Annotated in this window: 10 protein-coding genes; 2 read left to right on the plus strand and 8 right to left on the minus strand. The window is 44.0% G+C overall.

The features are described from left to right. Window positions 1–153: 153 nt before the first annotated feature. The 7 genes from H4W00_RS12285 to H4W00_RS12315 all read right to left on the minus strand — a co-directional run bounded on the left by H4W00_RS12285 (window position 154) and on the right by H4W00_RS12315 (window position 9,005). Window positions 154–708, minus strand: a complete 555-nt coding sequence (locus H4W00_RS12285) for a DUF2726 domain-containing protein (protein WP_209958650.1) — start codon at window positions 706–708, stop codon at window positions 154–156. Between the two features lie 273 nt (window positions 709–981). Continuing rightward, window positions 982–2,241, minus strand: coding sequence for an SPOR domain-containing protein (locus H4W00_RS12290; RefSeq protein WP_209958652.1), 1,260 nt, complete (start codon window positions 2,239–2,241; stop codon window positions 982–984). Window positions 2,242–2,440: 199 nt separating this feature from the next. Next, window positions 2,441–3,835 carry a bifunctional folylpolyglutamate synthase/dihydrofolate synthase gene (locus H4W00_RS12295; protein WP_209958654.1) on the minus strand — a complete coding sequence of 465 codons (1,395 nt, stop codon included), beginning with the start codon at window positions 3,833–3,835 and terminating at the stop codon, window positions 2,441–2,443. Between the two features lie 449 nt (window positions 3,836–4,284). After that, entirely contained in the window at window positions 4,285–5,235 is a 951-nt protein-coding gene (gene accD / locus H4W00_RS12300) for an acetyl-CoA carboxylase, carboxyltransferase subunit beta (protein WP_209958656.1), read from the minus strand. A gap of 430 nt (window positions 5,236–5,665) precedes the next feature. After that, complete coding sequence (gene trpA, locus H4W00_RS12305) at window positions 5,666–6,490, minus strand: tryptophan synthase subunit alpha (protein WP_209959245.1); 825 nt, start codon at window positions 6,488–6,490, stop codon at window positions 5,666–5,668. A gap of 368 nt (window positions 6,491–6,858) precedes the next feature. Next, entirely contained in the window at window positions 6,859–8,133 is a 1,275-nt protein-coding gene (gene trpB, locus H4W00_RS12310; protein WP_334684971.1) for a tryptophan synthase subunit beta, read from the minus strand. A 203-nt stretch (window positions 8,134–8,336) separates the two neighbouring features. After that, window positions 8,337–9,005, minus strand: coding sequence for a phosphoribosylanthranilate isomerase (locus H4W00_RS12315; RefSeq protein ID WP_209958658.1), 669 nt, complete (start codon window positions 9,003–9,005; stop codon window positions 8,337–8,339). Between the two features lie 218 nt (window positions 9,006–9,223). On the opposite strand from H4W00_RS12315, the gene H4W00_RS12320 reads away from it, so the two are divergent. Next, window positions 9,224–10,909 (plus strand): cryptochrome/photolyase family protein, encoded by a 1,686-nt coding sequence (locus tag H4W00_RS12320; protein WP_209958660.1) that lies wholly within the window; start codon window positions 9,224–9,226, stop codon window positions 10,907–10,909. A 295-nt stretch (window positions 10,910–11,204) separates the two neighbouring features. Here H4W00_RS12320 and H4W00_RS12325 read toward each other — a convergent pair whose 3' ends face one another. Then, window positions 11,205–11,900, minus strand: coding sequence for a DUF4230 domain-containing protein (locus H4W00_RS12325; RefSeq protein ID WP_442966474.1), 696 nt, complete (start codon window positions 11,898–11,900; stop codon window positions 11,205–11,207). Window positions 11,901–12,537: 637 nt separating this feature from the next. Here H4W00_RS12325 and H4W00_RS12330 point away from each other — a divergent pair. Continuing rightward, entirely contained in the window at window positions 12,538–14,256 is a 1,719-nt protein-coding gene (locus H4W00_RS12330) for a proline--tRNA ligase (RefSeq protein ID WP_209958664.1), read from the plus strand. Window positions 14,257–14,293: the final 37 nt, after the last annotated feature.

Raw genomic sequence — 14,293 nt, forward strand, 5'->3', positions numbered from 1 at the left:
CTGCTGGCATAAGTTTTTCTTGCTTGCTGTGCCTACGCAGACAGAGGCTACAAAAAGCTTATACCAGCAGTACCGTCGCGTTTTTAAGGTATTTTAACGATACAAACTGAAATCAATGCCGGTCAGGATGGTTTACTTGAAAGGTGACTTACTCTAATAAGTCTCAATAACCTGCATCAGTTCATACCTAAGCATGTCAGCACTAGGCATGCGCTCAGCATGAAAGCGTACGATGGGAATACCGGCACTAGCAAGGGCCTTGTCTTTCTTATCATCGGCTTTTTGACGAGATTTACTACTGTGGGTCCAGTCATCAAGCTCAATAGCAACCAGTGAGGTCTGCGCATCTTGCGCGACCACCACATAATCTACGCTTTGTCGGCAGATACGATTGAACCAGAAGCTACGTTCAGAAGTCTCATCACTATTCGCTGCAATAATGCGTGACAGCTGGACCTGGACAAAGATATGATATTCTGGCAATGCATTTTTTAGTTTATGAAAGAACAGCACTTCGGTATCAGTCATAATAGGCATAGGCGCAAATGGCCAAATAGCCAAATCATCACCGCGAACGGGTTGTGGTGTAGGATCAGTATTTTTAGACTCTGCTTGACGCTTTGCAGTGAAGAACGGTATTAACTTTGGCAGCGTAATTAAACCTAAGAACCCAACAGCCAATACTAAAAATATAACACCAAACGACATAGTTTTACCTTATAAAATATCAAAGTGACTGAGTATCTATCATGGCCACATGACACATTTTAAATAACCAGTCACTACACGGCAACCCCTATAGGCTAACGTGTCATACAGAAGAAAAAATAAATGGTGCTCACTTTATATAAGCTTGCCATAATCGGCAATCTATAAACCACAAAACACGACATTCTCTGTCGTGTTTTGAGAGTCAAAAAAATGGAAAGTTGAGAAGTTATAATGCTGTCTAAATGAAGCGTTAACTATACAGCAACCTTATTACCAGTAAAGCACCCAAGCGCTGGTAGTATTGACCTTAGGGTCGCTATTAATTTGATCTTTTAACGCTAATGCAGCGACTTTACCGCGTTCAGGGCCAACAACGACCCGTACACCGCGACTAGTAGCGCTGGTCTTGACTTGATAGCCAGCTGATTTTAGTTTTTTGGCCATCTCATCAGCAGTCGCCTGATTGTTCGCCAAAGCAACCTGTACCCCAAAGCTGCCTTTGGCATCCGTTTCTTTAACTTCTTTACGTGCCTCGCGCAGCCTTTGCTTAGCATCACGCTTATCTTCGCGCGCCTGTTGAACAGTAGCCGCTTCACGCTCTAAACGTTGGACCTGCTTACGGGAGGGAATAGTCAATGCCTGCCCAACCTGTAAATCAGCAGTCGGTGCAATATCATTGGCTTGTGCTAAGGCTTCAACAGGCATATTGTATTGGCGCGCCAGCCTTAATAGACCGTCACCACTTTTGACGGTGTAATCTATAGACGATTTGGGCGATTCTTTTTTAGCGGCTTCAGTAGCTGATTTTTCTTCAGCCTGTTTTTTGCGCTCAGCCGTTGCTTGCGCTTCAGCCTGCTTCTTAGCGTCGGCTTGTTTCTTAGCGTCGGCTTGTTTCTTGGCGTCCGCTTGTTTTTTGGCTTCGGCTTGTTTCTTACTGTCTGCTAGTTTCTTGGCTTCGGCCTGTTTCTTACTGTCTGCTAGTTTCTTAGCTTCGGCTTGTTTCTTAAGTTCTACCTGCCTCAGCGATTCTTTTTTTTGGGCCTGTGCCGCTTTTTGCGTGTCGCTGTCGCTCAAGTTTGCAGCAGACACAGCTGGCGTGGTAGTCGCTGAATTATCAGTACTTGGCTGTACTTTTGGAGCAGCAGTAGCATTTTGTGCTGCTTCTGGGCTGTCGCTGTCTCCACCAGTTGAAACACTGTTTGCCATGTACTGCTGATTTTCAGCACGTGCTTTGGCCAACGCTTGCGCCTCAGCGGTTTCTTGCTCAGTCAAAAACTGTTGAGCACGTTTTTCTTGCTCAGCCACGCGCGCAGCACGCTCTTTTTGCTTTTGTGCCAAAAGACGCTTTTCAGTGTCAATATCTGTCGTTAATGGCTGCGGTGATGCTTGTTCAGTATACGATTTGTCCACCATAGCCGGCTTTGGTTGGGGGTCATTATCCACACCAATTTGCTGCACCATAGCGTACAGCATCACGCTACCACCTATAATCATCCCAATGCCCAATAAGGCTTGTCTCGAAAAGTTCATCCGTTTACGTCTCTTAGTTGGTAGTAGGGCTGATTGATCAGCATAACAGTAATTATTGCCAACCGCTAACGTCATCAGTTGTCAGGTATTGTCTTATTTTTATAACAGCGCTTTGATTATAAAACATATTTTTCACGCTGTCTGCTATCGCACTGTGGTCAAAATTAACATTAAGCTAACTCTTTGTTAAGATAAACTATTATATTTCAAGTGCTGCAAGCGCTTCACCAATGGTATGGAAAGAACCACAGACTAGAATTAGATCTTGCGGCTGACTGGCGTTTATAACCGCCTGTGTGGCCTGAGATAAACTACTAAATTCATGTACACAACTCTTATCAACATGCTTCGCCAAAATATTCTGTAATTGCTCAGTGCTAGCCGCACGTGGATAGTCAATTTCTGCAATAAACCACTCAGTAATCGGTAATCCAGCTTCCGTTAAACGCTGTACCACCTTATCAATATCTTTATCACCAAGCATCGAGAACAACATTTTGATCCTACTGGTTTTAACCCTGGCTGTCTTAACATTATCAGAGCTAACCGTAGTTGTCACATTACTTGTTTGACGGTTAAGGTGCTCCTGCCACAGTGGTAATAACTGCGCCAATAAAAACTCAACCCCTTGTTCGTTATGCGCCACATCAAACAACCAACAACGATCTTTACTCTCTCGGTAATCAAAGCGCCCTGCTAACGTCACCGTTTGTAATGCGTGTTCAATAGCTGAAATATCGATATTAAGCGGACTTGCCAGCACCGCTGATAAAGCGTTAGCCGTATTCATCAATGATAGCGCAGGACGTGGTAACTGTAGCGTGACGGCAGCATTACTATACTGCCAGGTTTGCGCGTCAAGCAGGCGGTAATTAAAGTCTCGCTGCACTTGATAACAGCTGACACTGTGGGTGATGATAATTTTCTGCACGCTGTTTGGCATATCGGTAGCGCCAAAAATCAAAGGCACATTGTTACGTAAAATACCGGCCTTTTCAGCACCAATATCCTCAACATTATCCCCCAACCAATCGACATGATCGATACCAATATTAGTAATCACTGCCATATCACAATCAATAATATTGACCACATCTAAGCGACCACCCAATCCCACTTCTAAAACCCAGACATCACAGTCGGCTTCAGCAAATATGAGCAGCGCGGCCAATGTCGTCATCTCAAAGAAGGATAGTGTTAAAGCGCATTGTAAACGTGCTATCTCTACCTTGGTAAAAGCTATAATCAAGGTCTGGTCACTAACCATTTCGCCATTAATACGGACTCGCTCATTAAAGCAGCTTAAATGCGGCGACTGATATAAAGCCGTTTTATAACCCGCAGCCTGGCACATTTCACTGATAACTGCGGTGGTAGAGCCTTTGCCATTGGTGCCAGCTACGGTAAATACATAAGCCTCATCTTTAGCCGATTGCACCACGCCTAAGTACTCGGCTACTGGCAATACTCGTGATAACCCCATATCTATGGCGGTGACATGTATTTGCTGCATATAGTCCAGCCACTCGGTTAGGCTGGCGTTGCCATTAGGGCTATCAGGATTAACAGGACTGGAAGTTAAAAGTGCAGACATGGACGGGACCTATGTTAAGAAACTTGTAATAGAGCATTAACTCAGTGTATATCAAGCCTACTAAAAACCGAAATTAAAAGCGGGAAACTAGAGGCAGTAAATTAAAACCAACAGTTAGAAATAAACTGTTAACCCAGCTAGTATAGTCAATGAAAAGTGATATCGATACACAACATACTGCTGGCATAGGTTCTTCTTGCTTGCTGTGCCTACGCAGACAGAGGCTGCAAAAAGCTCATACCAGCAGTACCGTCGCGTTTTTAAGGTATTTTAACTATAACACTTAAATGATGGCGCTCAATAGTGGCGCTCAAAAGCAAAAATAGCATTTACCGTTAAAGTTCGGTAAATGCTATTAGAGGAATCTATCAACTAAGCGACGATCAATATATAGCTCAGCACCGCTATTTATTTAGCTATTGACGCTGAGTCAGTTAATTAGTCATGCACTAGACATCAACGTTTGGCACGCTACATAGTTTTGCTAGCAGACGATAAATAGTATCGATCAGCTGATGACGATGCACCACTTCATCGACTACGCCATGTTCTAATAAGAATTCTGCACGCTGGAACGGTTCTTCTAAAGTCTCGCGAACCGTTTGTTCAATCACACGCTTACCAGCAAAGCCAATCATCGCTTTTGGTTCCGCTAAATGAATATCACCTAACATGGCCAAGGAGGCAGTAACGCCGCCATAAACTGGATTGGTCAATACTACGATATAGGGGATGCCAGCAATTCTTAAGCGCTCAATCGCGGCGCCTGTCCGTGCCATTTGCATCAATGACAGTATGCCTTCTTGCATGCGCGCGCCACCGGATGCCGCAAAACAAACCAAGGGTCTATTTTCTGCCAAGGCTTTTTCAGCGGCTTGCACGAAGCGATCACCGACCACCGAGCCCATCGAGCCACCCATAAAGCGAAAGTCAAAAGCACAAGCGACCACATCAAGGTTACGAAGCTTGCCATACATAACAATTAACGCTTCAGTCTCACCAGTTTTAGTCTGCGCTTCAGTCATACGCTGTGGGTACGGCTTGCTATCAATGAACCCGAGCGGGTCTTTGGCAGTAAATTCTTGCCCAAGCTCGCCGTCCACTTGATCTAAAAGCCAATGCAAACGCTCACGTGCCGTCATCGCCAGATGATGGTCGCAATGCGGGCAGATGTAACAGTTGAAAATAAGCGCTGTATTGGTAATCATCGAATGACAGCTGGTACATTCTGTTGATGGTTCGGTCTCCACTGCGGTCAGTGGCGCGGATAGTTGCTGCTTGATGCCAGGTACTGAGCGCTTGAACCATGAGTGTCCAGCAATATTAGCATTCACTACCAGAGTATCAGCGCCATCGTTATGAGAGTCAGAGGTTGTTATATCAGTCATATTATTTGCCATTATCGTAGGCTTATCGACAAGTTTGCTCACATACTTGTCGCTGAGAGTTAAATTGGGAGTTGAATACAGTCATAGCATGAGCTGTTATGACACACGCTTACGCGTAATTGTAACAATTTATGCGTTGGGTTAGTTTACACACGTAAACTAACTTTAGCAAAGTCATTCCGTATTGTCACTATAAACATTACCATTATAACTATTGTTTACTATCGATAATTACGCATATATTTATTGTCAGTATCGTTTATTTCAGTGCCGTTTATTTCAGTGCCGTTTATTTCAGTATCGTTTATTATGGCTGCCATTTGATAAGGAATACTCAACGCTATGATTCATAACAGCTCTCACAGTCGCCCGTCTCCCTCTATCAAATACCTATCGAGTCTTGACTTACTATTAATTTTAAATTGACTCTTCTTATATTAACTTATGCACTTAAGCTGTCTAACGCTTCACGTAACTCATCCATTTTGGCCATAATATTTTGCTGAGCAGCAGCAACGGCAGTATTATCGTTAGGATCTATATCAGCGAAATTTTGTACCAACGCACTACCAACAATAACACCATCTGCATGCGCGCCAATCGCTTTGGCCGATGCGCCATCACGGATACCAAAGCCCACACAAACGGGTAAATCCGTCTCTGCTTTAATCGCTTGGACGTGTTTTGCCACATCGTCAGTATCCAAAGTTGCTGAGCCAGTCACACCAGTCAGCGATACGTAATAAATATAGCCGCCACAATAGGTCAGCACTTGCTGGCGACGCTCAGCTACAGTGGTTGGCGATAATAAGAAAATCTCATTCATCGTATGTTCAGTCAAATGCTGAGTAAAACTACCGGCCTCTGATGGTGGTAAATCAACCATCAAAACGCCATCGACACCCGCCTGCTCACACAGCGCGACGAAGTTGTCGTAACCAATAATTTCAACCGGATTAAGATAGCCCATCAAAATGATTGGGGTTTGGGTATCTTTCGTGCGGAATTCTGCCACCATTTTTAAGGCATCACGGGTACTGGTACCGGCATCTAAAGCACGCTCCGCAGCTAAAGCCACTGTTGGACCATCTGCCATTGGGTCTGAGAATGGCAATCCGATCTCAATCATATCTGCACCATGCTTAACTAAATCGTGTAGCAGGCCTACGGTAGTTTGAGGATTGGGATCGCCGGCCATAATGTAAGGAATCAAGGCTTTTTTATTGTGTGCTTTTAAAGTTTCAAAAGTAGTTTCAATTCTGGTCATAGTTTCAATTCTGGTCATAATGGTCTCTTAATTGAATTTGATTTGTTGTTATAGAATCACGTAAGACAGGTATTTGTTGGACAGATTTATCAAAATCTATTGGAGCCGTTTATATAACAGCGTCAATTTGGCGCAACGCCTCACTGTCTAATTGTTCGATAATAGAGTGCTGCTGCCAGCTTTCGATAGGTACTAGATGTCCTGCGTGTAAAGTATTGAGCAGGCTTTGACATTTTAAACACCGCATAAGGAATAACGATATAAAATATCACTATCTTAAGAGCCCTCTGCTATGTTTAGCAGAGAGCACTAAAAGACGTACTGAAAAACACACTGACTATTTTTGACGATAATCAATCAAAATTTTATTAATACTCAAGCCCTTCCGCTTTCATGACTGAATCCAAATCTTTATCACCACGACCAGACATATTGACCACGATGGTCTGATCAGGCGTCATAGTTTTAGCAAGCTTAAGGGCATAGGCGATAGCGTGCGCTGTTTCAAGCGCTGGAATGATACCTTCTTTAAGCGTAGATTCATGAAAACCTGCTAACGCCTCTTTGTCCGTACAGCCGACATACTCAACACGTTCCATGTCTTTTAAGAAACTATGCTCAGGACCAACACCAGGATAGTCAAGTCCAGCTGAAATGGAGTGAGTTTCTTGAATTTGACCGTCATCATCTGCCATCAGATAAGTACGGTTGCCATGTAAGACACCAATCCGACCTGCTGCGAGTGGGGCTGAATGACGACCGGTTTCGATGCCCTCACCGGTGGCTTCGACACCATACATTTTGACGTCAGTATCATTTAAGAAGTCAAAGAATAACCCGATAGCGTTTGAACCGCCGCCAACACAAGCGACCAAGGCATCTGGTAATTTGCCAGTCTGCTCTAGATGCTGAACACGCGTCTCTTTACCTATAATCGCCTGAAAATCGCGAACTAGTAATGGATAAGGATGCGGGCCTGCCACTGTACCAATAATATAGTAAGTGGTGTCTACGTTAGTCACCCAATCGCGCATGGCTTCGTTCAGCGCGTCTTTGAGCGTCCGTGAGCCAGAAGTGACAGGTACGACAGTCGCACCAAGCAAACGCATACGGTAAACGTTGGTCTTCTGGCGTTCGACATCATCAGCGCCCATATAGACAATGCATTCTAGTCCCAAACGCGCTGCAATAGTAGCAGTAGCAACGCCATGCTGCCCGGCGCCCGTTTCTGCAATAATACGTTTTTTGCCACACATTTTGGCCAATAGCGCTTGCCCGATAGTGTTATTTACCTTGTGTGCACCAGTGTGATTTAAGTCTTCACGCTTAAAGTAAATTTGCGCCCCACCAATTTCATTACTCAAACGCTTGGCATGGTACAAGGGTGTTGGACGACCGACATAATTGACTAAATCGTTGTGATATTCTTCCCAAAACGCTGGATCTACTTTGACTTTATTATATAACGCCTCTAGCTCTTCAAGCGCTGCCATCAAGGTTTCGGAGACAAAACGACCACCGTGGACGCCGAAATGCCCGCGTGAATCAGGATATTGGTTAAAGTCTTGCACGTTTTCTGGATTAACAAAGGTGTTAATAGCGTCTGCTGTGATAGATGGGGATTTATTAGCAACATAACTCATGGTAATTCCTACTGTAAGAAGTGGTATTTTTTGGGATAATTGTTTAGATAGCGCTCTTAAAAATAACGGTTCGATAGCTGTCTTGATAATGATGTCTTGATAGTAACGGAGAAGAATGAACGTTAAAAAGCAGATAAGCTATTAGTGAACATTCAAATAGGACAAACTTGCAAGTCTATTATAATGGTGCCATTGACTTGAGTTTAAAGGTCGCTTAGCGTGTTATTTTGCCATCGGTCACGCTTAACCGCTTTCATAAAGGCGCGCATCTTAGCATTGTCTTTTTTGCCCTTGTCGTGTTCAATCCCGCCACTGACATCGACCCCATAAAGGGGTAGATCACGTGTCGCGGCGACATTCTGGGCGTTAAGACCACCAGCGAGAATAATCGGTAGCGCACTGTTGTGTGGTATCAAATCCCAATCAAAGCGCGCACCTGTACCGCCATATTTATGTTGATGATAGGCATCAAGTAAAATACTGCTAGCGCCTGCTTCAGCAAAGCGCTCTATTTGCGTATTTACGCTGTTAGAGGTATCTTGTTCAGTATTAATGCGTAACGCTTTTATCCAGCGTTTATTCACTGCCCCAGCAAGCTGTTGGCATTGCTCAGGGCTTTCGTCACCGTGGAATTGAATGATGTCAAATGCCACGTTGTCAGCCAGATCAGACAGTTGCTCAGGCAGCATGTTAACCACTAAGGCCACCACACTAACAAAAGCCGGTACAGCAGCACTGAGTACTTGCGCTTGCGCATGAGTCACGGCACGTGGGCTTGGCGGATATAGCACTAGGCCTACCGCATCAACACCTGATTGGGTGGCGGCATGAATATCAGCAAGCTGAGTAAAACCACAAAACTTCACGTGCATTTTATGACCTTAAAAATTTATAATCCTAACGAAAAAAGCCGTAGCAAAGCGCTTTATTACGATTAGTACAGTAGATCAATATGGCGACAATAGCGCTAAACACCAGTCATCATAATAATTATGATTTGTTAATCAAATGCTAAATAAATTGCATCTGAAAACTTATCCTAGCACACTTTTATTCATAGTTTCGTTTATGAAAATAAAAAGGATCACTTATGCCCATTACCACGTCACCTAATAAAAGCTCAGCCCTTGAGACTACTGCTATCCAACCACATTATTTGATGTGGTTTCGACGTGACTTGCGAGTACGTGATAATACCGCATTAACCGCTCTTTGCGAACGTGCCCATTTAAACGAGGGTCAGGTCACTGCGGTATTTTTTTTTACGCCTGAACAATGGCAATCGCACGATAATTCGTTATCACAACTAGACCTTATCGCTCGCACCTTACCCAAGCTGGCCCAAGATTTGAGTCAACAGTTGAATATCACGTTAACCGTCTATGTCTGCCCACAATTTTCTGACTGTGTAGGTGCTATTAGCGAGCTTTGTGACAGCCAAAATATCAGCGGCGTGATGGCCAATCGTGAATACGAAGGTAATGAAATTGCGCGTGATGAACAATTAGCTAAGCGGCTGGCCAAAAAGGATATTGAATTTATTCGTTGGCATGATCAATGTGTTTTGCCACCGAAAAGCATCACTACTAATGACGACAGCATGTATCAGGTATTTACACCGTTTTATAAAAAATGGCAGCATACCTTAGATACCAGCCCCATTCAAATACATGAAGCGCAGGCGATCAATACTGATAACAGTGCTAATAGCAGTACTAATAACAGTGCTACATGCAAAGATAAACTGCTTGCCTTAACTCAAACAACGGCTAGTGCAAACACCGTTGAAACGATAACAATATTGGGTGAAAATGTTGTTAAAGACTATCTAGGTTCATTAAAAGACGCCCACACCAATCAGGCCATGCAGCCAGTTGACCGTGAGGCGCAGCTTGACCAGGCGCGTGATGCCTACCCTGCTGGTGAGGTTGCTGCGTGCCATCGTTTAGATCAATTTATTGCTGATGATATTGATAACTACAATGTGAGCCGTGACGTTCCTAGCTTACAGGCTACTAGCCAGATGTCGGCCTATCTTACTATTGGGTCAATCAGTGCTAGATATTGCTACTTACAAGCGACCAGAGCGCTGAATAGCAACAGCGAAAGTGAGGCGTATGTAGACAGCGATGCAGGCGATGTAGGCAACAGCAACGATATTAATCGCTGGATTAGCGAGCTTGCATGGCGAGATTTTTATCGTCATGTCCTAGCTGACAAGCCAGCCCTTATCCGTCATCACGCTTATAAAGACGAGCTAGATATCGGTATTAACTGGTCCTATGATCATGATGACTTTGACGCATGGTGTGCCGGCAAGACTGGGGTTCCCTTGGTCGATGCAGCGATGCGTTGCCTCAGTGCCACAGGCTTTATGCACAATCGTTTGCGTATGGTCACGGCGATGTTTTTGACTAAAGACTTATTGATTGATTGGCGCTGGGGCGAACGTTATTTTATGCAGCAGCTAATAGATGGCGATTTTGCATCTAATAATGGTGGCTGGCAATGGAGCGCTTCGACCGGTACCGATGCGGCGCCCTACTTTCGTATTATGAATCCTTTCAGCCAAGCCAAAAGCCATGACCCTGATGGGATATTTATCAAGACCTGGCTACCTGAGCTAAAAGAGGTTCCTGCCAGCATCTTGCATAGCGAAGATAAATTGCGCAAGATGCTCATCAATAATGGTCAACTGGTCAAAATCGACTATCCAGTGCCGATGGTAGAGCATAAAGTGGCACGACAACTGGCCATTGCTGAATTTAAGAAATAGTAAAGTATCAGTTGTTTGATCAGTTATTAAGACCACTGCAAATATTGATTGGCTGCAACCCGATTTTCCATACTGCAGCTAAGCAAACACTACCAATTGAATAACCATTGTAATATTTTTGGAAAATAACACTGACTTTAAAACCGATGATTAGGGTCAGTGCTATCTCTCGTCAATAACGCCGGTCTCACGTACAAAATTATACAGAATATTTTTTGCGACTCATCGCTAGTACGCTACAAGTAGTTTGAGTCAATTTAAGACAGATCTGATCAGTTATTCTGTTATCGAAACGCTATGACGTTTTTAAGGGCATTTGACACGCGCCTGTACCTTGGGTCGTCACAGTCACCACCGCACCTGTGAGAGAGAATAACTGCTGCAATTGAGTTTGGGCATTTTTTAGGGCCATAGTCATAATATCACCGCGACATGCTCGCTCTAATACTTCTTTTTTGGCCATACTTTGTGCTTGCGCTAAAATTTTAGGATCGACCTGCGTCATACCAAAAACACCCGTTTGCCAATCGTAAATCTCAATATCATCTAGATACACTGAAAATATTTCTGACGGCGGCAAGGTGATATTAATCTGCGGCATGATAGAAGTCGGCACATTAGTATCAGCAGCCGACGCGTTATCGTTAGCATCGTTCGTATTACTGACGTTAACTTGATCCATAGGTTGCACTACTTGTACCATCTCTGGTGTTAACGCACTCAAATCAATACCGGCTTCCACGCGCCCGCGAGCGATAAACAAGCCTTTTTGTTGATCTTGCCATAGCTTCATCCAGCTGCCTTGACGTTGGCTAGTAATAACGGTATCCACACTAAAAGCCACCGTTTGTAAGCGGTTCAGCTGCTGTATCTGTGTTACCACACCCTCACGAGTAACGGTCTCAATGGGTTGTTCTGCTTCGGCCTGCTGTGCGATATAAATAGCAAAAGCTACTGCAGCCAAACCGACAAGCAATAACAACCATGACATCGTCGCAATAGGTGGTTTTTTAGCATGCTTGCTAATAGCGCCATTATTACTTATTGAGGGGCTATCAATTGAAGAGTGGTCAATTGACCGATCATCATCTGAAGAGTGGTTATCAGGACCTGTCATATAAGTTGCCTCAGAATTTATAATCAATATTTATGAATATACGACATATCATGAATAGATCCTACGGTATAAATGCTACTTTTCTAAGATAACTGCAGGTAATGACTACTAATTTTCCAGACAACTTCCTATAAGCGTACTGATAAAAACTGGTGGGTTATCCATCGTGAACTGCCATAAAAACGATTCAATAACTGCTTTATTTTTAGCACTATTTACCTGTTTTTGCGCTGTTAAAGCTGAAAAAGAAAAAAGTCATTGCGTCTTAGACAAAGTTTACCTAACATAGTCCGATTGTATCGAGAAAATGTCGACAAAAATTTATTTATCAGGTTTGAAATCGTCGTATAGGTTAATTATTAATACCTTCACTACGGTCCATTCCTTTGTTGTTGTGGCTATAAACAGTCGCTATAAAGATGAGCTTGCGGTGGTCATCAAACCATTCGCAAATGCTTGGCCTTCTACTGTTTATTTTTTATTTTATCGTTGATAAGGTTATGCTTTATTTATGAAAGCCAGTCAGTTTTTGTTTGCTACGCTAAAAGAGACCCCAAGTGATGCCGATATCGCTTCAAGCCAATTGATGGTGCGTGCCGGTCTTATTCGTAAAATCGCTTCTGGATTGTATATTTGGTTGCCCATGGGGCTGCGCGTATTGCAGAAAGTCGAGCGTATCGTTCGCGAAGAGATGCAAAATATCGGTGCGCAAGAAGTGTTAATGCCGATGACCCAGCCCGCTGAACTTTGGCAGACTACGGGACGTTTTAATGATTATGGTCCTGAGCTATTACGTTTTAAAGACCGTCATGATCGTGATTTTGTACTAGGTCCGACCCATGAAGAGGTGATTACCAACTTAGCGCAAGGGGAGCTGCGCAGTTATAAGCAGCTACCCATTACCTTCTTTCAGATTCAAGGTAAATTTCGTGATGAGATTCGTCCGCGATTTGGGGTAATGCGTGCGCGTGAATTTACCATGAAAGACGCCTATTCATTTCATGTTGACCAAGCGTCATTGGCCAAAACTTATTATGATATGTTTGAGGCTTATACCCGTATATTTACCCGCTTAGGCCTCGACTTCCGCGCCGTACAAGCCGATACTGGCTCAATTGGCGGTTTTGCCTCACATGAGTTTCATGTGCTTGCCGATAGTGGTGAGGACGATATTGCCTTTTCAGATTCTTCTGATTATGCGGCGAACGTTGAGCTTGCCGAGTCGGTCAGTACCGCTGAACGTCAACCGCCAACGATGCCACGTGAAGATGTCTTAACGGAAAATATGACGAGCTGTAAAATAGTCGCTGAGCACTTAGGTGTTGCGCTCTCAACCACCGTAAAAACCCTTATCGTACATGGTCATACAGTGACTAACGAGCCGCAGCTGATCGCGATTGTCCTACGCGGTGATCACCAACTAAATACTGTTAAAGCTGAAAAAATAGAAGAAGCCAACGTTCCGCTTACCCTGGCCTCCGATGAAGAGTTAAAAACGGCGGGTCTGCATAAAGGTTATATCGGTGTTGATCTCGATATGCCAGTGTTTGTTGATCGCGCGGCAGCGACCTTATCTGACTTTGTTTCTGGCGCCAATGAAATGAATAAGCACACCACAGGCATGAATTGGACACGTGATACACGTATCACGCGCATCGTCGACGTCCGTAATGTTCAAGAGGGCGATCCGTCCCCAGATGGTAAAGGCTCGCTACAAATCAAACGCGGTATTGAAGTCGGTCATATCTTCCAGTTGGGAGATAAATACTCGCAAGCGATGAACTGTAGAGTTTCAGGCGAAGATGGTAAGCCAGTAACCTTATTGATGGGCTGTTACGGTATTGGTGTTAGTCGTATTATTGCCGCTGCTATCGAACAAAATTATGATGAAGCTGGCATTATGTGGCCGTCAACGCCAGACGTTACCGATTCTCTCGCGCCGTTTGAAGTGGCTATTGTACCGATGAAGTCCAAAGAAGATCTAGTCATGCAGACGGCCACTGCTTTATATGAACAGCTTAAATCTCTTGGTATCAACGTGTTACTTGATGATCGTAACGAACGCCCTGGGGTTAAATTTGCTGATCTTGAGTTGATTGGTATTCCGCACCGTATCGTCGTGTCTGATCGCAACCTTGCCGAAGACAAATACGAGTACGTCAATCGCCGTAATAATGAAAAGCTAATGTTAAATCGCGAGGAAGTTCTAGCAAAAGTGAGTAGTAAATAGCTTAGCAAGACAATCTTAGCTAACGAAAAAGCGCCTA

This window comes from Psychrobacter sp. PL19, from assembly GCF_017875835.1.
GTDB lineage: Bacteria > Pseudomonadota > Gammaproteobacteria > Pseudomonadales > Moraxellaceae > Psychrobacter.

Bases quoted from the DNA above. Each gene is read 5' to 3' on its own strand.
- H4W00_RS12330 (WP_209958664.1), top strand. From the start codon at position 12,538: ATGAAAGCCAGTCAGTTTTTGTTTGCTACGCTAAAAGAGACCCCAAGT.
- H4W00_RS12315 (WP_209958658.1), bottom strand. From the start codon at position 9,005: ATGCACGTGAAGTTTTGTGGTTTTACTCAGCTTGCTGATATTCATGCC.
- H4W00_RS12290 (WP_209958652.1), bottom strand. From the start codon at position 2,241: ATGAACTTTTCGAGACAAGCCTTATTGGGCATTGGGATGATTATAGGT.
- H4W00_RS12325 (WP_442966474.1), bottom strand. From the start codon at position 11,900: ATGTCATGGTTGTTATTGCTTGTCGGTTTGGCTGCAGTAGCTTTTGCT.
- H4W00_RS12320 (WP_209958660.1), top strand. From the start codon at position 9,224: ATGCCCATTACCACGTCACCTAATAAAAGCTCAGCCCTTGAGACTACT.
- H4W00_RS12295 (WP_209958654.1), bottom strand. From the start codon at position 3,835: ATGTCTGCACTTTTAACTTCCAGTCCTGTTAATCCTGATAGCCCTAAT.
- accD (WP_209958656.1), bottom strand. From the start codon at position 5,235: ATGGCAAATAATATGACTGATATAACAACCTCTGACTCTCATAACGAT.
- trpB (WP_334684971.1), bottom strand. From the start codon at position 8,133: ATGAGTTATGTTGCTAATAAATCCCCATCTATCACAGCAGACGCTATT.
- H4W00_RS12285 (WP_209958650.1), bottom strand. From the start codon at position 708: ATGTCGTTTGGTGTTATATTTTTAGTATTGGCTGTTGGGTTCTTAGGT.
- trpA (WP_209959245.1), bottom strand. From the start codon at position 6,490: ATGACCAGAATTGAAACTACTTTTGAAACTTTAAAAGCACACAATAAA.